The sequence below is a fragment of the Candidatus Woesearchaeota archaeon genome (assembly GCA_020854775.1).
In the GTDB taxonomy this organism is placed as follows: domain Archaea; phylum Nanobdellota; class Nanobdellia; order Woesearchaeales; family 21-14-0-10-32-9; genus 21-14-0-10-32-9.
The window spans coordinates 1-22,245 of record JAHKLZ010000009.1; the positions used below are offsets into that span (position 1 = coordinate 1).

Below are 22,245 nucleotides of genomic sequence, written 5' to 3' on the forward strand. Positions count from 1 at the left end.
AAAAAAAATAAAAAAGTTAGGGTGAGACTTTCCAAACAATTATTCTTTCTCCTCTGAAGCTTGTGACGTCGCTTATTTTCTCAAACATTGATAAGTCTTCTCCGCGTCCTTCCATGAAGAATAGTCTCGTGAATACCGAGGTGCTTAGTTCTGGGCTTGTTAGTAAAGCTGTGTGTCTTGTTTCTTCTTTCATTAGTACTAAGTCGAATCCTGTTCCTTGTTCGAATCCGTGTTCTTGGAATGCTCCGTTGTTTTCTATTATTATTTTGTTTGGTTTGATTATGTCTTGTCCCATTGGTGTTCCTGTTGCTCTGTTTATTGCTTGTACTATTAGTTGTGTTTCTTCTAAATTATTCAAAGGTATGATTGCTCTTCTTAGTACGACTGTGCTTGTTGCGTCTTGTTGTAAGCCTAATTCGAAGTTACAAGTTACTGTGTTATTGGCTTCGGTGCAAGTTGTTTTTTGTCTCGTTAAATAATTTAAGTAAGGACTTATCCATTGTGATGCTTGGTCTTCGTTTCTTATTAGTTTGGCTTCGTTGTATAATGTTCTTGTTTGTTCTTGGTTCATTCCTAAGTTTTCTTCTGTTAATGTGTACACGTCTGTTAATGGTAGGTTTCTTAAATAGTAATAGAAGTAAGCTCTTGTGAAGTTCCATCCTCCGAAGTGCGACCACACTGGTGCTTTTCCTACCATGTCTTCGCTTGTTACGAAGTACATAGGGTATAAATCTTCGCAGTGTGTTAATTCTAATATTTCTTGTGTTTGTTCTTCGTTTAAGTAATTCATCAAGTAGGTTCTTGCTTCTTCTTTGGTCATTCTTGTTATTTCTAATTTTATGTTTGTTGCTTTGTATCTTTCTCCTATGTATTCTTCTAGTAAGTTATATGGTTTTTCTTGTCCGCAATTCATCACTTTTAAGATGTCGTGTGCTTCGTCTACGTCGCTTGTTAGTAAGCTTCGTCCCATCCAGTATATTCTTTTTCCTTGGTCTGCTCCGTCGAACGTCACGGTTTGTTCTCCGTACGCTTGAAAGAAGTGTCCGTAATCCCACCAACTACTTATTATTCCTCTTTGTTCGTATTGTGAAGCGTCGTCTTTTATTGCGTAAACTGATTCGTACCACGCATCGTCAAATATTGGGATCGCGTTTTCACTCATTGTTCTAGCGTTGCTTACGGGCGCCCAAAGTAGTATTATTGTAAGGGTTATTGATACCACGCTTACATATATTGATTTTCTTATCGTGGTGTTTTTCTTTATTTTTTCTGCTAACGGCCCTGTTATGTATCCTATTAAAGGTCCTACTCCTAATAGTATAGGTATGCTTGCCATTAATACGAATCTTACCGCGCTGTGAGCTACGAATATCATTCCTGTAGCCCATGCTAGTAGTACTAATCCGTAGAATAAGTATTTTGAATTTTCTTTGTATCTTAAGAATAAACTTATTATTCCTAGGATTGATAAATAAAAGAGTAGTATTCCTGTGTTTCCTAGGGTTCCTGCGCCTTGTATTATTTGTTTAAAGCTTGCTTTGTTTAGTTCTTCTACTGTTCTTAATACGTTTGGCCATAATGGGTAGTCTCCTCCAGCGCTTCTTATGTCCGCGCCTGCACCCAGACTTAATACTAACTTCATTGGTTGGGCTGGCGCTGTTATGACGCTAGAAGCCATTTCTCCTGCTGTGTTATTAGTTAGTGGAGATATCATCATGGAGAATATTATCGCTGACACAAAGAATATTACTAGGAACGCGCTGTTTCTTATCCAGTCTTGTTTGGTTAATGTTTTTTTCTCTATTTTTTTGCGTACGAATTCATATACTATGTATAGGCCCGCGCTTCCTAGTACTAGTAAGTATCCGTACCACCACCCGCTCCAGCTTATCATGAAGAAAGCATTTACTAGTCCGGCTAGTCCCGCCATAATTGCTATAGTGCTTGTTTTTTTATCTAATGCGTTAAATAATAATGCCATCATTATGAACGTCCAGAGTATTGTGTGTGCGTCATCATCTGATGATCCTCCCATTGTTCTTCCTACTAAGGGTATGGCTGTTAGGACTAGGATTGTCGCGATGAATCCTCCTGTGGTTCCGCTTATTTTTTTGTTTAAAAAGAATAGTGGTATTGATGCTAATCCTATTAGTATTACTTGGATGTAGAATGATGCCCATTCTATGTCGAAATCTTGATTGAATGGTTTCCACGCGTCGTGTAAAACGTTTATTAGGAATGGGTGCATCATGAATCTGGCAGGGAATCCGAATCTTCCGTTTCTAAGCATGAATCTTTCTTCTCCGTCTACGATGTCGGTTCCGAAGTGTCCTTCTTTTTGGTACCATTTCGCGTGTGAGTAAAAGAAGTATTCATCTATTCCTAGTAGGTATGTCATTCCTTTTTCGTTTTGTAGCATGTCTTTGTATTGTTGTGATACTTGTTGTATTTGTGAGTCTATTTGTGCTTTGTTTTCTTTGTAGAATTCTTTGTAGTCTTCATCTGTCATTCGTCTTATGCTACTTTCTGGTAAGTTGGGTTTTTCTTGTTGTATTTGTTGGGCAATCATGTTTTTGTAGTTATTTTCTACCATGTTTTGTGCCCAGTTATCTGTGATTGGTAAGCTTTGAGGTCCTAGTCTTACGTATGATGATATTATTATTATGATTATTATTAGTAGAGCTATCCATCCGTATTTTACGTATTTGTTTTTGGATATTTTTTCTGCTTTTTTTATTGTTTCTAAGCTTTTTTCTTTTATGTTTTCTATATCTATGGTGATTTCGTCGTTAGATTTTTGTTTTTCTTTGTGTTTTTTTTTGCTCAATAGGACCCCTCCTTGGTGTTCGTGGTTTGTTCTTATTTAAATAATTTAATATTACAAAACACAACAAAAAATTGTTTTTATTATTTAGTAGTTACAAACAGAAACATTTAAATAGCTCTAACCATTACTAAGTAGTAATAAAACTCTTTTTTTCGAGAGGTGTTGTTCCTTTTGAAAAAAGTGTTAATAAAAAATTAATGATTATTCGTCGGAAAAAATTCATGAGGTACCAAAAAATGAGTTTAACTAAAAAAGTAAAAGAAATTTATAATGATTCTAAAGATTTTGTTATTAGAAACAAAAACACTCTTGCTTTAGCAGGAACACTTGCTTTTTCTCCTATTACTGCTGAGAAAGCTGAAGCTCAAACTCGTTCCGAAATAAGAAGTATTCAAAGAGAATTCTTTGCTCAACCTGAAGCTGAACAATTACTAAAAGTTTACGATTGGTACCAAAAACTAAATGACGAAGGAAAAGTAGAATACAAAGACAGCTTAGACATAGTTGTTTTTGGTAATAACAGATTATATCACACTTCTGGTGGCAATGTTAGAACATCTCCTAATTCAGGAGTTGGTGCTACAAAAATAATTTCTAATCCTAGAGCTAGAATAAACAACGAGCCTTTTACTACTATAAACATGACTGGTAAAAGTGGCGGTGACTTCTTGAACGAAATAGAAGGTATTCCTGATCACTACGTTACGATTCCTAGCTTAATTAACGCAACGAACATGAATCTTCAAGATGCTCAAAAAATGGTTGCTAACTACTCAGGCGCATCTTTTGATCAAATAGCATTTTTTAGAGGAGATGAAGGTCAAGTTGTTAATGCAGTTTATACAGGTCCTAGTACTAGGCATGTTGGTGGTAGAAACGTTATGACTAAGAGAAGATTAGCTGACGGCACCCTTGTAGATCATTTATTGTTTGTTCCAGGAACGGATATGGATATGCATTTGAAATATGCTTTAATTCTTGGTGGATTTGATGTGGATCTTGCTAGAAGTATTACTTCCACGCATCCAGGTAGAGCTGATCAGTTAGAAGCTTTAAGAATAATGACTGAGCTTTATCAAGGAGCAGAAAAAGATGCTTTAGAGCTTTATGAACAAAATCAGAAACTAACTTCCAAAGCTGATTCTATATCAGAAAAAAATAATTCTTTGGTTAACTTTTTGAGCAAAATAGAAGGTGGCCCAGGATTATTCATATCTAATAACAAAGAGATGTCCGATAATAAAGAATTATCTTACGCTTTATATCTTAGTAGAGGTATAGGTAAAAATAACAGAGCTTGGTCTTTAATAGGAACATTTAATCCTGGTAGTAAACAAAACAAAGATTATGATCCTAAAGGCAATATGGATATTCAATTTGTTCCAGGATTCAACGTGAACGCTGTAACTGTTGATTCGGTTTACAACTCAAGTATGAGAGCTAATCATGGCGCGTCTCTTGCTTTAGGCGTTGAATTATTCAAGAATCTTTCTCTTCTTGCAGGAGTTGAATATTCAAGAAACTCAGGTAATGACGTATCTACGCTAGTTAATACTACTTACTTCATGGGTACTGACAACGTTCCTTTTAACGTGAACTCTTGGAGAGATACTAAAATAGAAGAATTTGATGATAAGAAATTTGATCCTCTTGTTGGTTTGAAATACGGAGCAGACAGATTTAACGCGTTCGTAATGTACAATCCTTTCAAAAAAGAGTTTCAATACGGAATAGGTATTAATTTGTTGTATCAGAAAAAATAATGGGGGAATCGCTATGAAAAAATTATTTAATATATTATTGTTTGTTTTCGTAATTGCTTTGCTAACTAGTACCGCGTCAGCGTTATCTATTTTAGCAAAGTTTGAAAGTTCTCAGACAACTCATGCTTCAATAATGGAGGGGGATTCTGACGAAATAATTTTATCAATTTTAATAAGTTCTTCATCCCCTTTATTAGAAGTAGAAGGAAAACTGTTTGAAATAACTGATTTAGGAGTTTTCTTTGTTAAAGACTTATTTTCTGATTCCCATTCAGGTTCTTTTGTTTATTCTCCTAATCCTTTTTTGATTAGTCAAGAACATTACGAAGGCCCTGGTAATTATTTTATTGATATAAAAGCAACAGAAACTAATTCATTTGGTAATCAAATAATTAAATCAGAATTATTATACTTAGATGTTAGTGAAGAAGTAATTCCTAATGTTCCTCCGGTTGCGAATTTTAGTTTTGTTCCTTTGAATCCAGTAGTTGGAGAACAAGTTACTTTTACTTCTACGAGTTATGATGTTGATGGATCTGTTGTTTTAGAGCAATGGTATTTTGACGGTGTTCTTGTTCATCAATTCGCGGAGCAAGGTTCTAGTTTTTTAAGAACATTTAGCTTTGTAGGTTCTTATGAAGTAACTCTAAAAGTTACTGATAATGATGGCGCGGTTGACGAAATTACTAAAGTAGTGGTTGTTTCTGAGGGTGTTGTTGAGAATGTTCCTCCTGTTGCGAATTTTAGTTTTGTTCCTTTGAATCCAGTAGTTGGAGAACAAGTTACTTTTACTTCTACGAGTTATGATGTTGATGGATCTGTTGTTTTAGAACAGTGGTATTTGAATAATGTTTTAATTCACAATTTTAACGAAGAACAATCAAGTTTCAACAGAGTTTTTAATGAAGCTGGTTCGTATAATGTTAGGTTAAGAGTTGTTGATAATGATGGCGCGGTTGACGAAATTACTAAAGTAGTGGTTGTTTCTGAGGGTGTTGTTGAGAATGTTCCTCCTGTTGCGAATTTTAGTTTTGTTCCTGAGAATCCTATTGTTTATCACGGCGTGTTATTCACATCTTTGAGTTATGATGTTGATGGTTACATAGTTGATGAAAAATGGTATTTAGATGGTGTATTATTTCATGAAGGTGTGAATGAAACATCAATTACTATTTCTTTTCAAGAAGTTAAGACTTACGTAATGACTTTGGTTGTTACTGATAATGAGGGTGCTACTGATGAAATTACTAAAGAAATAGTTGTTTCTGAGGGTGTTGTTGAGAATGTTCCTCCTGTTGCGAATTTTAGTTTTGTTCCTGAGAATCCTTTAATTTTTGAAACAATCATTTTTACTTCTACGAGTTATGATGTTGATGGTTTCATTGTTAATGAGCAATGGTTTGTTGATGATGTTTTGATTCATGAAGGTGTGAATGAAACTGTTATTTCAAGAACTTTTACTGAAGTTGGTTCGTATAATGTTAGGTTAAGAGTTGTTGATAATGATGGTGCTACTGATGAAATTACTAAAACAATAGTTGTTTCTGATGATGTTGTTGAAAACATTCCTCCTGTTGCGAATTTTACTTTCAGTCCTGAAAATCCTGAAGTGAATGAACAAGTTACTTTTATGTCTTTGAGTTATGATGTTGATGGTTTCATTGTTAACGAGCAATGGTTTGTTGATGATGTTTTGGTTTTTAATGGTGTGAATGAAACAAGTTTTAATCATGTCTTTATTGAAACAGGCGCTTATCAAGTTACTTTAAGAGTTGTTGATAATGTTGGGGCAGTTGACGAAATCACTAAAACAATAGTTGTTTCTGAAGACATAGTTGAAAACATTCTTCCGGTTGCAAGATTCATTTATAGTCCTGTGAATCCTTTCGTTAATACAGTTGTAACTTTCACATCTACGAGTTATGATGTTGATGGTTTCATTGTTTTAGAAGAATGGGATTTTGATGGGGATAATGTTTTTGATGAAACTGGTAGTGTTGTTCAGAAAACATTCACAGAAATAGGTGTTTATTACGTGACTTTAAGAGTTACTGATAATGATGGCGCTACTGACTCTGTTACTAGGATATTGGTTGTTAGTGAAGCTCCTAATGTTAATCCTGTAGCTAATTTTCAATACAATCCTATGAGTCCTGAAGTGAATGAACAAGTTACTTTTATGTCTACGAGTTATGATGTTGATGGTTTCATTGTTAATGAGCAATGGTTTATTAATAATGCTTTAGTTCATGAAGGAGTTAATGAAACTAGTTTTTCTAGAACTTTTAATCAAGAAGGATCTTATGAAGTAACTTTGATTGTTACTGATAATAGAGGTGCTACTAATCAAATAACTAGGGTTGTGGCTGTTTCAAGACCGTTACCTGTTTTAGTTGCAATAATTAGAGGTCCTGAAAGTCCTTTTGTAGGTGAAGAAGTAACTTATGATGGTTCTGATTCTTATGATTCTTCAGGCGCGGAAATTGTTTCTTATGCTTGGATTGTAAGAAAAGATGGAAATGTTGTTTTCGCTGATGCATCTAGTAGTCCTTTTTTGAATTATGTATTTCCAAGTAAAGGTCAGTATTATTTAACATTGGTTGTTACTAATGAAGTTGGGGATCAAGCAGAAACTACTTTAAGTGTTTATGCTTCAAGACTTTACGGTGATTACGTAGATTTTGACTTTGGTCAACCTTTATCTGTTGATTACTTTAGTGTTTCAAGCGTTGATTACGGCGTTGTTAGATTAGGTGAAGAATTCACCGTTAGTGTCACTGTCACTAATAACAAAGCTGAAACTCTTAGTAATATGAGGGCTTCTTTTTCGTTGCCTGAATTCGGGGTTGTTCAAAGAAGTGGAGCTTTCACGCTTAGACCTGGTCAGACGAGAACAATCGAATTTTATGTATTTATTAGCGAGTTTGATTTTATACCTTTAGGGGATCATGATGCTTTAATTGGAGTGGCTGGTCAAGGTATAACTAGGTATAAATATTTCCCTATGACAATAATACAATGATAACCACTACGAAATAGTTACAAAAACGAAAACTTTATAAATAATTGGTGGCTAACACCCACTATAACACTGAAAACCAATTTTTGGGAGGATGAAAAAAATGAATGCAAAGAATATATGTGCAAGCATCATGGCGGTGCTTTTAGTAGTTACACTAGTTCCTTTAGCTAGTGCTTACTTGGAAATTGAACAAGTAAGAATCAACGGAGACGTAGCTAACGATTACGACGATTTATACGTTGAAAGAGGAGATGAAATAAAGATAAGAGTCGTATTACAAGCTGAAGAAGAAGTAAGACAAGCTTATTTAGGTGCTTATTTGTCAGGTTACAGATACGCGCACTACGAACCAAACATGGTAATGACTCACACAAACACATTTAATGTTCCAGCAGGAAACAAAAGAGCATTTGACTTAACTCTAAAAGTTCCTATGGATATGCAACAAAAAGATGCTAAGTTAAGATTAATTCTTTTTGATGAAAATAGTGACTCAGTAATTACATACAATTACCAACTATCTATTTACGGATCAGATGAAAGAGCAGCTGTTCAAATAAGAAACTTCTTTGTAAGTCCTTCAGACTCAATAGAAGCTGGAAGAGCACTTTCATTCAAAGTACAAGTAAAGAATTACGGAAACTATGACTTAGATCATGTAACTGTTAAAGTAGCAATTCCTGAATTAAACATTCAGACTTATGAAACCATTGATTGGTTAAAGAAAGAAGAAACACAATCCTTTGAATCTTTGCTATTAAGAATCCCTCAGGATGCTAAAGCACAAGACTACGAAGTAATTGCTACAGTAGAATATGATAGGTTCCAAGTAACTTCTCAAAAACAACTTGTAACTGTTACAAGAACAGAATCTTTAGAAAAAGGAGTTGACGGTGTATCTGTTATAACTATGCCTGAATCAGTTCAAGTAATTGCTGGATCTCAACAATACCAAGGATCTTTGTACCCTATTCTTATAGAAAACAAAGGTGCTTCTTCAAAGACTTACGTATTAAGCGTTTCAGGTCATGAAGGTTGGGCAACTGCTACATTTGAACCTTCCTCTGTATTCGTTGTAAAAGGAGGACAATCACAAACTGCTTACTTAAGATTAAGAGCTGACGACGACGTAGTTGCTGGTGACAAAATCTTAAAAATAAGTGTTGCTTCAGGTGAAGAAATGCAAGAAACAACAGTTCTTGCTTCCGTTAAAAACTTGGAAGAAAAAACTGTTTCTGATTGGAACACCAGGCAAGTTCTTGAATGGGCACTTGTGATTTTAATAATAGTTTTAATTGTTCTTGGATTAGTTGTTGTTTTCAAAAAAATGAGAAAAAACAACGATGACGAGGATGACCAAACTTATTATTAATTATTTTTTTTTTCTTTTTTTTTTATTATTTTCATGGGGGATTGATTGCGTATGAAAAAAATATTATTAACATCATTTTTAGCTTTAGCTTCTCTTTATGCTAGTGCGCAGGATCCTTTTTTAGAAAGAAGAAAAGAAAGACAAAGAGTTTTTGATTCTCTTAATGTCTCTACTATTCCTTATTCACGTGTGATTCATCAAGAAGTAACTCAAGGCGTTGTAAGACCTGTTTCTGTTGAGCAACAACAAGTTCAAGCTGTGCAACAACAAGTTGTGCAAGAACCAGAAGTTGTTATTCCTGCGAGGGTCGCTGTGGAAGAGCAAGTTCAAGAAACAGTAAGAGATACTGCTAGAAGAACTATTCCTGAATCTTACGTTGAAGATGCTAATCAAAGAGCTACAAAGGCTGATGAGAGAATACAATTTCCTGTTCCTGAATCATTATTGCCTGTTCGTCAAGATCCTAAGAGTGAAAAAGACTTAGAAGGATTAGTTGTTAATCTTGGCAAGATTAGTATTGGTGATGTTGTTAATAGTTTTAGGATTCGTCCTTTTGATGAGGAAGGTATTAAAACTGATGAAGATCGAGACTTGTTGTATGGTGATGGTAAAAAAATAGGCACTCTTAGTTTTGTTGGTGATGGTTACTGGGAGTATAATGGTTCTTTAAAGGATTTGGCTCTTGGTAAGAATTATTTTTCTACTAAATTCGTTAAAGAATCTGGTTTAAAGACACCTGTCACGTTTATTTTAGAAACTACGAATGAAGCACCTGTTCCTGGTAATTTGGATTATAAATTTGTTTCAAGAACTGGTGAAACTCTTACTGGTACTTTAGAACCTGTCAGAGAAGGTAATAATTATTTTTACAAATTAGGCGAAATTCATGGTAAATACATGTTATCTGAGCTTTCTGTTTTAGTTGAAGACGTTGACGATAACTTAGTAACTGATAAAGCGTTAGCTAAAAAGAATGACGTGGTTGTTGGTAACTTCGTTCTTGACACAGAGAACAACATTTTTTCTTATACTAGGGAAGATTCTCAAAACAGCGGGCTTGGTCAATACGTAGTTGATGCTAATTTTATTGATAAAGTTGGTGCTTCTGCTAATTTGTATTTCTTGTTTGAAAAAGCTGATAAGCCTGTAAGAATACAAGAAGTAATTATGCAAACGGAGAGAGGCGTTGAAACCAAAGTTGATTACGCTGAGCCTGAAACTTCTAGAAGGGGGTTGTTTAGGAGAAGATGAAATCAAGAATATTTTTTTTGGTTTTGTTGTCTTTCGTTTTATTACTTTCAGCTTTTGCTAGTTCTGAAATCATAATTGAGAAATACTCTCCAGGATTTATTTCAGGTGCTAAATTAGCTAATCCTGTTGTTTGTATTTGTGGTGAATTAACTGATGAAATAATTTTAAAAAATAGCGCTCCTTATCCTCAAGTTTTTGAGTTGAGCACTAATATTGATAAAGCTATTATTTCTTTTAGTCAAATAACTCTTAATCCAGGCCAAGAAATAGTTGTTCCTGTTTTGATTACTAGTGGTTGTAATGATAAGCCTTCTGTTGAAAACTATGAAGTTCTTATTAGTAGCACCACAGGAGTTGAACAAGTAATTACTCGTTCTTTAAAAGTTGAGAAGTGTCAAACCATTGAAGCTAAATTATTTGTTGATAAGAATCAATCAGTTATTTGTGAACCTGTTGTTTATTCTTTGGTTTTAAAAAATCCTTCAACTCTAGTTGAGGATTACTTAATTGGTCCTTTGAATAACGTTGAATTTTTTGATCAAGCAGGTTACGAAGTAAGTCTTTTACCTGGTCAAATGTCTGTTTTGAATTTTACTTTCACACCTAGGTGTGATGTTAGCGGAGAAATTATTAATACTTTTAGAATTAAATCTTCTTCTACTTTGAGCGCTGAGCTTAGTCATTCCTTATTTATTGTTCCTGGTTATGATTTTTCTTTAACGGGCTCTGAGGAATTAGAGCTTTGTAGATACGAAATAATTGGTGTTCCTTATGTTGTTAGTAATAATGGTTTAACTAATAATACTTATAATTTAAGAATTAGAAATAATCCTAGTTTTGTTTCTTTAAGTGTTGACTCTGTTGCTTTAGAACCTGGTCAATCTGCTTCTTTCGAGTTATTATTTGAGCCTGGTTTTAAAACTCGTGATTCTTATGAATTTTCATTGATTGTGTCTTCTTTAATTGGAGATGTAGAAGTTAATAAGAAGATTTTTTTAGATTTATCTGAGTGTTATGATTCATCTCTTACTATTTTGAGTCCTGACTCTTTAAGGGTTTGTCAAGGATCTGAATCCTTAGTTGTTTCTTTAAAGAATAATGGTTTATTTGAGGAAACTTATAACTTAGAGACTAATACTCCTAACGCTGTTTTGTCTGACTCAGTCGTAACGGTTAATCCTGGTGAAGAAAAATTTGTTGATTTAATCATTGATGCTTCTTCGTTTTCTGGTAAAATATTGTTTGGTGTTTCTGCTTATTCATCTAAGAATTTGTTGAAGCATTGGGATGATTCCATTGTTTTAGATATTGTTCCTAGTTATAAGTGTTCAGAGATTGGTTTTCCTTCTAGATACGTTGTTTATTCTAGGTTTTATGATGATGAAGTCGTTTTAAGAATTCAAAATAAAGGCTTTGTTGATAACACCTTTGATGTTGCTTATTATGGTTCTGATTTCTTAGAATTAAATGAGGAAAAAATATTCTTGGAAGCTCAAAGTTTTCATGATTTGGTTTTGAATAAAACTCGTGATTATGATTCTGATGTTTACTTTTTTTCTTTGAATATTACTTCTGATGAGGGTCACGTTTACAGTAAAGAGTTCAAGCTTGTTCTTACTGGCACGCCTTTGCTTGAAAAAATAAAAAATTACGCTTCTGATAATCCTTGCTTCTTATTCGCGTTAATCATTATCACAACATTATTATTGGTGTTGGTTGCTTACTTGCTTTTAGGTCCTTTCTTAGGAAGAATAGTCAAATTAATTCTTGTTATCTCTTTGTTGTTGTCAGTTATTGTTTTGCTTATAATTCATGGTTTGCCTGAAAGAATTAATCCTGCTTTGGTTCAATCAGAAGATCCTTACGCTTTCAGATTCTACCAAGGTAAAGAATTAGTTATTGACTTGAATAACTACGTTATTGATCCTGATAATGATACTTTATTTTTTGAAGTTATTGATGAATCTGATGATTTAATTTTTGATTTATCTAATAGCTTATTAAAAATTAGGTCTGATAACTTCACGGGCAGTGATCGTTTCAGAGTATTAGCGGATGATGGTCAAGGAGGAGAAGTTATTACTCCTAGGTTCATGGTTGAAGTAGTTGAGCCTGTTTCTTTATCTTTCTTTGAGCGTTATGAAAAATATTGTGTTTACATAAACATGTTACTATTACTAGTTTTAGCTTCTTTTTTGTTTTTGTTAAAATCTAAATCTTTCAAATCTGAGAAAGTGTTAGTTAAGCCTAAAAAGAAAAAAGTTAAAGTGGCTAAATCAAAAAAGGTTTCTAAGAAATCTAAACCTAGAAAATATTCTAGGAAAAAATAATTAGGGTGTTGCTCTTGATAGATTTTAAGGATTTTACTAATAAACACAATAAATATAAAAAAGATTCTTTGAAAGTTTTTGAATATTTTAAGGATGATTATGTTTTTTTTAAGGATTTGTTCGAGCCTGATTTTTGTTTTGATAACTTATCAGGTATGAGTTTTTCTTCTCAAAGAGAAATATTTTCTTTTGATGATCAAGGAACTAATATGCTTAGACAGAATTATTTTTTGTTTCCTGAATTTGATGATAAAGAAAGTAAAGGTTTATTTCGTAATTTTTTAAAGCTCTTTTTTGATTATTCTAAGAATGATAATTCTAATAAATTGTTTTTTGATAAGTTATTGCGTGTTGATTATCATTACAAATTAGCTTTAGAACTTAAAAGAAAGAAAGGTTTTTTTGGTAGTAAAGGAGTTGAAGGAGTGGAGCAACGCGTTAATGATTTAGTTGTTCATTTTAATGAGTTTAATAAAGGTAACATAGTTGATTTTTCATATTTTAATCCTAGCGAAAAGATTTATTTATTGTATGGAGACGACGTGTCTTCTATTAGGAAACACAACGAGAAATATAATATTTAAAAAAAAAGGTTTTTTTTTTATTTTATCATTCCGAGTCTTCTTAAAGTTTCTTTGTATCTTATGAAGTCTTCGCTTCTTCTGAATCTTTCTATTGTTTCAGGAGGTAATTCTTCTAACCATTTATGTGTTATTTTTATTACTTCCTTTATTTCTTCAAAGTCTTTATTTTCTTCTTCGTACTCAAGGTATTCGTCTTCGTCATCTTCTTCTAGTCTTTTTCGTTTTCTCATTCTCAGTTTCTTAAAGAATCTTCTTAGCAATCCTTCTCTTCTCTCTTCTAATTCGTCTTCTATTTCATCGATCGCTTCTATTTCTGATTCTTCTTCTACGTAGTCTTCGTCATCATCTTCATCTTCGTATTCTGGGTAATTTGTTTCTTTTTTCTTAAATAAAGAAAATACTTTCCATTCATTCATGTTTTGTTTCATCTCGCTTAGTTTTTCTTGCATGCTCATACTAGGAGTGGTTGTTTCTGTTGTTCTTCGTTCTTTTATGTATTTGTCCATTTCCATGTTGAATTCTTTCGTGCTTATTTTAATCACTCCCCTTTAAGATTAATTTTTATTGATTTTAATTAAAGTTCTTATTTTAATATATAAAATTTTCCCTATTAACTTTTTTTTAGGGGTATTTATTTATTGTTTTTGGGAAAGATTTTTAATACTTTTTATTCTTTTTTACATTTATGCCTTTCAAATACTTGGAGAATGTTAAGCACATCTTAGAATTTAAGGATTTTCGGAAGAATCTTTCTAAGGAGCAGAAGCGTTTATTATTAACTATCATTAAAAAGAATCAGAATACTGTTTATGGTAAGAAGTATAATTTTAAAAAAATTAGGTCAGTTGAGGACTTTCGGAAATTTGTGCCTATTATTTCCTTTGAGGACATTGATAAGTATGTTGAGAGGCTTAAAAAAGGCGAGAATAATGTTTTAACTAAGGATAAAGTGGTTTTTTTTGCTACTACTTCTGGTTCTACTAAGAAGCCTAAATTTATTCCTGTGACGAAGCAGAGAAGGATTTCTTTTAAGAAAGAATTGTCTATTTGGAGTTTTAATTTTTTGAGGAAGTATCCTCAGGTTCTTAATGGGAAGCTTCTTTATTTTGCGGGTCCTTATTTGGAGGGAGAAACTCCTAGTGGTATCATGTTTGGTAGTATTTCAGGTTACTTGGTGCATAAATCGTCTTGGTTTGTTAAAAAGAAGCTTGTTATTCCGCCTAAGATTTATAATGAGTCTGATTTTGATAAAAAGATGCATGTTATTGCTAAGCTAGCGATTAGGAAAAGGGTTTCTCAGATTGGTTTCGCATTCCCTGTTGAGGTATTGATGTTTTTTGATTATCTTAAAAAAAATAAGCAGTCTTTGATTAAGGAATTAAAGGAGGATGGTCATTTTTTTAAGGCTAGGGCGTTGGTTAAAAAGGATTTTTCTCCTCTTTCTCTTTGGCCTATGTTGAAAGTTGTTAATTGCATTATGTCTGAAGCTAACAAGCCTTATTTGGACAAGTTGAAAAAAAAGCTTCCTGGTGTTTTAATTAATGATCCTGGTATTTATTGTAGTGAGGGGCGTATTTCTATTTCTCTTAAGCCAGGTAGTTCTGAGGGTATGGTGTCTGTTACTACTAATTTCTTTGAATTTAAGGATGTTGAGTCTGGTGAATTATTTTTGGCGCATGAATTAATTCTTGGAAGGAAGTACAAAGTAATTATGACGACTCCTGAAGGTTTGTATAGGTACGATATGGGTGATGTCGTCGAAGTTGTTGGTTTTAAGGGGGATGTTCCTTTAATTAATTTTTTTGAGCGTTCTAATTATCTTAATTTGGTGGGGGAGTTGGCTCATGAAAAAGTTTTGTTGGAGTCCGTGGAGGAAGTCATTAAGAAATCTGGGATTAAGCTTAGGGCGTTTACATTTATGCCTTTTTCTAATGAGAAGAAGCCTAGGTATAATCTTTTAATTGAGCCTAATGTTAAATTAGATAAGGTTTCTGCTAAAAAATTTATTAAACTGGTTGATGAATTTCTTCAGAAAAACATTCGTGATTATATGCAGATGCGTAATGAGTTTGGTAGGCTTGATTTTCCTGTGCTTAGTGTTGCTCGTAGGGGTTCTTATGATGATTTTGACAAAAAACGCATATCTAAAGGTGGTCAGCAAAAACCTATAATTATAGCGAAGGATTCTACTTTTTTGGATAATTTTGATTTGGATTTTCAGGTGATTTTATGAAAGAGTATTTTTCTGATTCCTACGAGGATTCTAGAAAGAAATTTTTAAGTGCTGTCAAATCCCTAGAAGTAGATAGTATTTGTCTTAGGGATGATTTATTTATTGATTTTGCATTTAAAGAGGATGGTAAAAAAAAGATTTTGTTCTTAGTCTCTGGTACTCACGGTGTTGAAGGTTATCTTGGGAGTGCTGCTCAGCTTATTTTCATTAAGGAGTTTCTTCCTAAGCTTAAAGGAGTTTCTGTTTGTTTAGTGCATGGTCTTAATCCTTTTGGTTTTAAGCATAATCGTCGTGTTAATGAAAACAACGTGGATTTGAATCGTAACTCTGTTTATGATGAACGTTTAATGCTTGGTATTCCTAATTCTTTTTTTTCTAATGTTTGGTCGGATTCTTTGTTGTTTTTGAAGCTTAATAGGCCTAGAAAACACAGATTATTAGAAGTTGCTAGTTATTATTCTTTGGTGTTTAAAACTGTTATTCGTAGCGGTATTAAGAACACTATTAACGTAGGTATGAACGGTCAGAGTTCATATCCTAGAAGCGTAGGCTTTAAGGGTGTTAAATTAGAGGATTCTTTACTTCATCTCAGATCGTTTATTGAAGAAAAAACTCAAGGTTATGAAGAAGCGTTCTTTATTGATTTTCATTCAGGTATTGGTAAAAAATATGACGTGATAGGTTTTACTTCTAAAAAGTCTGATTCTCAAGAATTCTCTTTCATTAAGGCTTTATTGCCTAAGTTAAGATCTCGTGATAATACTAGTTTTGTTAATCATTCAGGTTCTGTTTCTGATCTTTTTTTAGCTAGGTCTCACGCTTCTAAGAATATTGATTTAATATTTGAGTATGGTACTGTTCCTTTGCTTTCGTCTAGGCTCGTTTTGGATTATTTAGCTAAGCTTAACATAGAGGAAAACCAAGTGTTTTTTTTTGGTTCTGATAAAGCAAGGATTCGTATAAGTAAAAGACTAAAAAATGCTTATTCTCCTGATGATATCACATTTAGAAAATCTTTAATTAGAAAAACATCTGTTTTTTTTAATGAATTAATTAAGAATTGGTGTGAAAAATAAAAAAAAATAAAAAAGATTTTTAAGAAAAAATTATTTTCTTCCGCGAGCCATTTTTGCTCTTGATATGTCTCCTTGTTTGTCGACGAAGTACAGGTATCCTGCTTCTTTTTTGACTCCTGCTTTAGCTACTTTATCTGGTTTTCCTTTTTTAGTTTTCATGCCGCCGCGAGCCATTTTTGCTCTTGATATGTCTCCTTGTTTGTCGACGAAGTACAGGTATCCTGCTTCTTTTTTTACTCCTACTTTAGTTACTTTCTGAGCCATTTTTTAATACACCTCCTAAAAATGTGGCTAGGAATTTATTTAATCCCCCTATTCTCGTCTTATCTAGCGAACTATTTAAATGTTTTGATTTTTTAGAGGAGAAAACTTTTTTTTAGGGTCTTAAAAAGGAAATTTTTATTAAATTAAGTATTTATCTTTATTTTTTATGATTGTTAAGATTATGAGTTTGCTTGATTTGGCTACGGCTATAGTTATGATTCTTTTTCAGTATGGTTCTGTTAAATCTAGGCTTCTTATGAGTTTTATTGCTTATTTATTAATTAAAGCATTCATGTTCAGGGGGGATTTTGCGAGTTTTCTTGATGCTTGCATAGCTATTTATATGATTTTCATGATTTTTTTTTCAGTTCCTTTATTAACTTGGATAGCTACTGTTTATTTAATTCAGAAAGCAATTACGGGTTTTATTCTTTAACCCTTTTTTTTATTTGTGTTTGCTTCCTTTTAATGAGTGTTTTATTAGCCACGCCGCTATTATTGTAAGAATTAGTGCTAATAAGTATATGAATGCGTGTTGTGTCACGTTTATTAGTAAATATAATAAGAAGTACAGGATTATTGAATATAATGCATAAAAAAGCCATATAGTTCTTGATTTTAGTAATATGTTTATGCCATTTAGACTAGGCATTGGTATGGCTGACACTACTAGTATAAGACTTGATATTCTTATGAACGCGAGCATTATCTCGCTGTTGTTTATTTGATATAAGGGGAAGAATATTAGTATTGATAGTAATATTAGCATTATTGGTCCTGTCATACCTATTATCATTATGTCTTTTATTCTTGGTACTGTGCTTCTGAATATTCCAAGTCTTAAACGTGGTATTTCTTTTATTTTTACTCCGCCCAAGAAAACGAAAGGTATTACGCCGTAGCTCATCATAGTTACTAAAACTCCTAGTGGGGGTCCGTATTTCCATACGTGAACTCTTGCTTCTAATCCGAAGAGTGAAGCTGTGAATTTTTGTGTGCTTAAGAATATTAGAAAAAGTATTAGGAAGAGTATGGAATATAGGATTAGGTTGTTTAATCCTTCGTTTGCGTCAAATTGTTCTGTTCCCCATTTTCTGAATGATAATATGAATCCGCTTAGTATGCTTATTATTATTATGGTGGTTGCTTCTTTTTCGTTGTAGTTCAGAGCGTTTTTGAATGCGTAATTTAGGAATCTTGTGAACATATTTTGTTTATTCTTTTATTTAATATAAAAACTTGACGGTTATGCTTTTATTTTTGTTATAAGAAGTGTCTGAATGGTTCTATTATTATTTCCATTATTCTTTTCAGTAAGGATCTTTTTTTCCATTCTTTGTAGTTGAATTCTTCTGTGCTTTCTAAAGATTTTTCTAAGTGTTTTTTTACGTATTCTTTCAGCACAGTATTTTTTCCGAATATGGTTAATTCGTATTGGTCTCTGAAGCTTCTATAATCAAAATTCGCGGATCCGAAAGAGAATGTTTCATCATCTACTAAGGTTAATTTTGAATGTGTGAATCCTGGTCTGTATAAATGTATTTTTATTCCTCTTTCATGTAATTTTCCAAACATTGATTGTGCAAAAACATCTACTATTTTCACGTCTGATTTTTTTGGTAGTATTAGTTTTATCTTCACGCCTTTTTTTGCTGTTTGTATTAGTGCTATTAATGTTTTTAAGTCTGGTACGAAATAAGGTGTTTCTATTATTACTTCTTTTTTTGCTTTTCTTATTAAGTGTAAGTGTTTATTTCTTATTTTTTGAAATCTTAATGATGGTGCGTCTCTGATTATTTCTAATGACTGAAACCTTATAGGTTTTATGTGTTTTTTTACGCTGTGAAAAAAGAAATCATGTAATTTCATGTTGTCTAGGAAGGCTTTTTTTAGTTTTTGTGCGAATCCTTCATCTCTTATTCGCACTATGAATTCTCTCCATTTTTTACAATGGTCATTTATGTTGGCTGATCCTGTATAGCTTATTTCGTTATCTATTAAAGCTATTTTTCTATGGTCTCTTTTATTATTGTATGAGATTAGATTAGTTGTTATTTTGAATACTCTGAAATATCTTATCTCTGCACCTAATTGTTCTAATTCTTTAAAATAATCTTTTGGCACCATTAAGCCCCAGTGATCTATTAATATTTTTATGTCTACTTTTCTTTTTGCTTTTTCTATTAATGCTTGTTTTAGTTCGTACGCGATTTTTCCTCCGAATTTATGAGTTTCTATGTATATTGTTTTTTTTGCTTTTTTTATATCTTTTAGCAAGTCTTTATAGAATTCTTCAGGTGTTTCGTAGTACTTAGTGTTTTTCTTGTTTAAATGATTCATGTTTGTTTCTCTTGTTGTTGGTGTTGTTTGGTTGAGTTAGAAAACTATTTAAATATTTATATTCGCTTATGATTTAATGGTGTTAGAATCAATTCTGGATCCTATTAGGGCTGAGAAGAAACCTTACTTGATGGCTGTTCTTGGTTTTGTTTTGACTCTTCTTGCTACTCTTATTGGTTATCGTTTCTTTGTTAGTCACGCATCGATCATAGTTGTGGCTTTTATTGCTGTCGGGGCCACGCCTTTAATGTATAGGATTATTAAGTATGAGGAGCAAAAGGATTTGCAGGATTTGCCTGAGCGTATCTTGTTAGAGGAGCATTGGAAGGCTTTGAAGGCTTTTATGTACTTATTTGCAGGTATTGCTTTGGCTACTACTTTTCTTTATATTTTTTTACCTCTTGGTGCTGAAATAGAATTGTTTAAGGCTCAACACGATACGTTCTCAGATATTTCAGGTGTTACTGGTAAGGTTGCTACGTCTAATGTTTCTGCTAATTCTTTAAAGTCTTTTTCCACGATTTTTTTTAATAATTTGACTGTTTTATTGATAGCAGTAGTTTTTTCTTTTATTTATGGTGCCGGCGCGATTTTTGTGTTGACTTGGAACGCCACAGTTATAGGTGTTGCTATGGGGTATTTTATCAGACACAATTTATCTATTTATGCTGAACACTTAGGTCTTACTAAGGTCGCGAATTATTTAGGGGTTATAACTATTGGTTTAACTCAGTATTTAATTCATGGCTTCTTTGAAATTCTTGGTTTCTTTGTTGGTGCTTTAGCAGGAGGTATTATTTCTGTTGCGGTTATTCGTCGTGATTTTGCTACTGCTAAATTTGAGCACATAATTCTTGATGCTGCTGATTTGTTATTAATAGCGGTAGGTCTTATTTTCTTTGCAGCTATATTAGAAGTTTGGGTTACACCTCTTGTTTTTTAAAAGAATTAAAAAAAAAATTTAAAAAAGTCTTATTTATTTTTTCTTAGTTTTTTTTGCAGTTTTTTTCTTTTTAGGTTTTGTTTCCGCTTCTTCTTGGTATGCTTTCTTAGCTTGACCCATTGATCTGGCCCAATCTATTACTTTTTTTCCACCGAACAAGAATACGGCTGCTGCAACGATTATTATTATTTCTGTTGTTCCAATCATTTTTTTATCCCCTCCCAGTATTTAGGATTGTTATTCTTATTTATGCGTGCTACTTTTTAAATCTTTTCAATTTTTTTAGGATTTTTATTTGTTTTTAAGCTCACAGTACTTTTATTTTTCCTTTTATTTCGAAGATTTCTCCTTCTTTGATTAGTTCTTCAATTTTTTGTTCCGCATCAGTTATTTTTAGATTTTTTAGCAAGTCTTGGTATGATGCTCCTTCTCCTTTATCTAGTTCTTTTATTTTATTTATTATTTTTTCGTGATAATTTTCTATTTTTTCTGGTAGTATTTGTTTGATTGTTTCTTTTTGAGGTTCTTCTTCTTGTTCTACACAACAATATTTGAGTAGTTCTAGTTCTTTTTTTCTGTGTTCTACCCATTTATGGTTTTTTAATTCTTTTATTATTTCTGGCACGACGAATCGTTTATCGTTGTGTTCTCTTGGTTTTCCTATTAGCAGTATTAATTTTCCTATTGTTGGTATTGTGTTTTTTTGACTTTCTTCAAAAATCATGAGTTGTAGTTGTCCGGTTCCATCATCTATTGTTACCATGTTTCCTTCTTTTGACACTATTATTCCTAGAATGTTTATTCTTGATGCTTTTATTCCATTCAAGTCTACGTAATTAGGTATAAGGCCTTGTTGTTGTACATATTTTGCTTTTAGTAATTGTTTTATGGAGCATTTATATGCGGTTTGCCTTCTTATTTCTGCCATGGTTTATTGGGAGTGATTCTTTATTTAAATAGATTTTAGTTTAGAACTTTTTTTTAGCTAACAATTTTTAAATTGTTGTTTTTATTACTTTTATCTACTACTTCGTTGTTTTTATTAAGGTAATAAAATCCACTTTCTAATTTTCCTTTGTCGTATATGATATCTCCGTGACTGCTTAACAAATTATTGTAATGTGTTTTGCAAGGTTCTCTTCCTAGTAAGGTGTTTACTAATTCTTTTGTGCTGTCTTTGAAGTATTGTTTTAGATTTGGCTCGCCTATTTTTTCTTTTTTTATTGCTACATATCTTTTTACTTCTTCTGATTTTGTTTCTTTTTCTATTTTTGTCCACTTGTTATTGTATAGATCTTTTGCTTGGTTGTATTTTGATATGGCTCCTGTAAATATGTTAAGTCCTACTATGGTGGTTATTCCTCCCACGGCTAGGCTTGTGTATTTTAGTATTGCTTCTAATGTTTCAGGTTCCATAGTATTAATAAGTAACACTCATTTAAATAATTTTCTATTTTTACCATCAAATAGTAGTTAAAAATTACATTTTTAGGTGTTTTTGTCTTTCATCATATGAAAACTTCTCAATAGCATATCTAAACATAGTTCTAGGCATAACCCTAACGTGCATCTTCAAAAAAGTCTTTAATCTCAATTCATCACGTTTTCCAGCTTCACGAAGCATCCAACCAACTGCTTTATGCATTAAATCTTCATCATCGAGAAGAAGTTTCTCACTCAACAAGAAAACATCATCCAAATCATTATTTCTAATAAAAATCATCGTAGAAACAATACTAACACGTCTCGCCCACATATTATTTGATTTTACTAAATCATATAAAATTTTACGATCACTAACATTATTAATTAAGTAATCTCCAAGAATTTTATAACAACTAAGATCTACAAGATCCCAATTATTAACATATTTTAAGTTTTTCAAATAAAAATCAACAATTCTTTTCATTCCCTTAACATCATTATTTTTTTTCGCAAACTTATACTTTTGAATTAACAAAAATAAACCACAAAGTCTAACTTCATGATACTTATCACCTAACAATTCTTGAATATCTTCAAGTATTAAGCCTTTAAACTGCTTCGCAACAAGTCTTGTTTCAGGAACTGTAACGCCAAGAAACAAGTCTCCTTCACCATACTCGCCTTTCCCTGTTTTAAAAAATCTTTGAAGAATTTTTTTCTTTCCATTATTCCTTTTTGCTAACAATTCTTTTTTTACTTTTTTAAAAGACATATTGTTGATTAAGAAAGCTTAATTAAAAAACTTTATTGAATTT

General features: G+C 32.4%; 19 protein-coding genes. 10 read left to right on the plus strand and 9 right to left on the minus strand.

From position 1 onward, the window contains the following. Positions 1-16: 16 nt before the first annotated feature. Complete coding sequence (locus tag KO361_02725; protein ID MCC7574481.1) at positions 17-2,827, minus strand: hypothetical protein; 2,811 nt, start codon at positions 2,825-2,827, stop codon at positions 17-19. Between the two features lie 236 nt (positions 2,828-3,063). On the opposite strand from KO361_02725, the gene KO361_02730 reads away from it, so the two are divergent. The 6 genes from KO361_02730 to KO361_02755 all read left to right on the plus strand — a co-directional run bounded on the left by KO361_02730 (position 3,064) and on the right by KO361_02755 (position 13,149). Then, the gene (locus KO361_02730; GenBank protein ID MCC7574482.1) at positions 3,064-4,590 is read left to right on the plus strand and encodes a hypothetical protein; all 1,527 of its coding nucleotides are present in this window, start codon (positions 3,064-3,066) and stop codon (positions 4,588-4,590) included. A 13-nt stretch (positions 4,591-4,603) separates the two neighbouring features. Continuing rightward, positions 4,604-7,612, plus strand: a complete 3,009-nt coding sequence (locus tag KO361_02735) for a PKD domain-containing protein (GenBank protein ID MCC7574483.1) — start codon at positions 4,604-4,606, stop codon at positions 7,610-7,612. Positions 7,613-7,712: 100 nt separating this feature from the next. Beyond that, positions 7,713-8,984: a hypothetical protein gene (locus KO361_02740; GenBank protein MCC7574484.1), complete on the plus strand. Its 1,272-nt coding sequence runs from the start codon at positions 7,713-7,715 to the stop codon at positions 8,982-8,984. 51 nt (positions 8,985-9,035) lie between these two features. Further along, positions 9,036-10,235, plus strand: a complete 1,200-nt coding sequence (locus tag KO361_02745; protein MCC7574485.1) for a hypothetical protein — start codon at positions 9,036-9,038, stop codon at positions 10,233-10,235. Beyond that, positions 10,232-12,565: a hypothetical protein gene (locus KO361_02750; protein ID MCC7574486.1), complete on the plus strand. Its 2,334-nt coding sequence runs from the start codon at positions 10,232-10,234 to the stop codon at positions 12,563-12,565. Before KO361_02745 ends, KO361_02750 begins: the two co-directional genes overlap by 4 nt. A 14-nt stretch (positions 12,566-12,579) precedes the next feature. After that, complete coding sequence (locus KO361_02755) at positions 12,580-13,149, plus strand: hypothetical protein (GenBank protein MCC7574487.1); 570 nt, start codon at positions 12,580-12,582, stop codon at positions 13,147-13,149. Positions 13,150-13,166: 17 nt separating this feature from the next. On the opposite strand, the gene KO361_02760 is transcribed toward KO361_02755, so the two are convergent. Beyond that, complete coding sequence (locus tag KO361_02760; GenBank protein ID MCC7574488.1) at positions 13,167-13,691, minus strand: hypothetical protein; 525 nt, start codon at positions 13,689-13,691, stop codon at positions 13,167-13,169. Between the two features lie 143 nt (positions 13,692-13,834). On the opposite strand from KO361_02760, the gene KO361_02765 reads away from it, so the two are divergent. Beyond that, on the plus strand, positions 13,835-15,382 hold the full coding sequence (locus KO361_02765) for a GH3 auxin-responsive promoter family protein (protein ID MCC7574489.1): 1,548 nt from the start codon (positions 13,835-13,837) through the stop codon (positions 15,380-15,382). Further along, complete coding sequence (locus tag KO361_02770; protein MCC7574490.1) at positions 15,379-16,458, plus strand: DUF2817 domain-containing protein; 1,080 nt, start codon at positions 15,379-15,381, stop codon at positions 16,456-16,458. Before KO361_02765 ends, KO361_02770 begins: the two co-directional genes overlap by 4 nt. Positions 16,459-16,488: 30 nt before the next feature. On the opposite strand, the gene KO361_02775 is transcribed toward KO361_02770, so the two are convergent. After that, on the minus strand, positions 16,489-16,722 hold the full coding sequence (locus tag KO361_02775; protein MCC7574491.1) for a hypothetical protein: 234 nt from the start codon (positions 16,720-16,722) through the stop codon (positions 16,489-16,491). Positions 16,723-16,888: 166 nt separating this feature from the next. Between KO361_02775 and KO361_02780 the strand changes: the two genes are divergently transcribed. Continuing rightward, positions 16,889-17,158 carry a hypothetical protein gene (locus KO361_02780; protein MCC7574492.1) on the plus strand — a complete coding sequence of 90 codons (270 nt, stop codon included), beginning with the start codon at positions 16,889-16,891 and terminating at the stop codon, positions 17,156-17,158. A 9-nt stretch (positions 17,159-17,167) separates the two neighbouring features. Here KO361_02780 and KO361_02785 read toward each other — a convergent pair whose 3' ends face one another. Together KO361_02785 and KO361_02790 are read right to left on the minus strand one after the other, a co-directional pair. Continuing rightward, positions 17,168-17,929, minus strand: coding sequence for a hypothetical protein (locus tag KO361_02785; GenBank protein ID MCC7574493.1), 762 nt, complete (start codon positions 17,927-17,929; stop codon positions 17,168-17,170). A 56-nt stretch (positions 17,930-17,985) separates the two neighbouring features. After that, a complete protein-coding gene (locus tag KO361_02790; protein MCC7574494.1) occupies positions 17,986-19,062 on the minus strand; it encodes a hypothetical protein in 1,077 nt (358 codons plus the stop codon). A gap of 76 nt (positions 19,063-19,138) precedes the next feature. Between KO361_02790 and KO361_02795 the strand changes: the two genes are divergently transcribed. Then, positions 19,139-20,005: a stage II sporulation protein M gene (locus tag KO361_02795; protein ID MCC7574495.1), complete on the plus strand. Its 867-nt coding sequence runs from the start codon at positions 19,139-19,141 to the stop codon at positions 20,003-20,005. A 33-nt stretch (positions 20,006-20,038) separates the two neighbouring features. On the opposite strand, the gene KO361_02800 is transcribed toward KO361_02795, so the two are convergent. From KO361_02800 to KO361_02815, 4 genes are all read right to left on the minus strand, one after another. Next, the gene (locus KO361_02800) at positions 20,039-20,212 is read right to left on the minus strand and encodes a twin-arginine translocase TatA/TatE family subunit (GenBank protein ID MCC7574496.1); all 174 of its coding nucleotides are present in this window, start codon (positions 20,210-20,212) and stop codon (positions 20,039-20,041) included. A gap of 100 nt (positions 20,213-20,312) precedes the next feature. Continuing rightward, positions 20,313-20,933 (minus strand): hypothetical protein, encoded by a 621-nt coding sequence (locus tag KO361_02805; protein MCC7574497.1) that lies wholly within the window; start codon positions 20,931-20,933, stop codon positions 20,313-20,315. A 53-nt stretch (positions 20,934-20,986) separates the two neighbouring features. Further along, a complete protein-coding gene (locus KO361_02810; protein MCC7574498.1) occupies positions 20,987-21,421 on the minus strand; it encodes a hypothetical protein in 435 nt (144 codons plus the stop codon). Between the two features lie 64 nt (positions 21,422-21,485). Next, positions 21,486-22,202 carry a DNA alkylation repair protein gene (locus KO361_02815; protein MCC7574499.1) on the minus strand — a complete coding sequence of 239 codons (717 nt, stop codon included), beginning with the start codon at positions 22,200-22,202 and terminating at the stop codon, positions 21,486-21,488. Positions 22,203-22,245 lie beyond the last annotated feature (43 nt).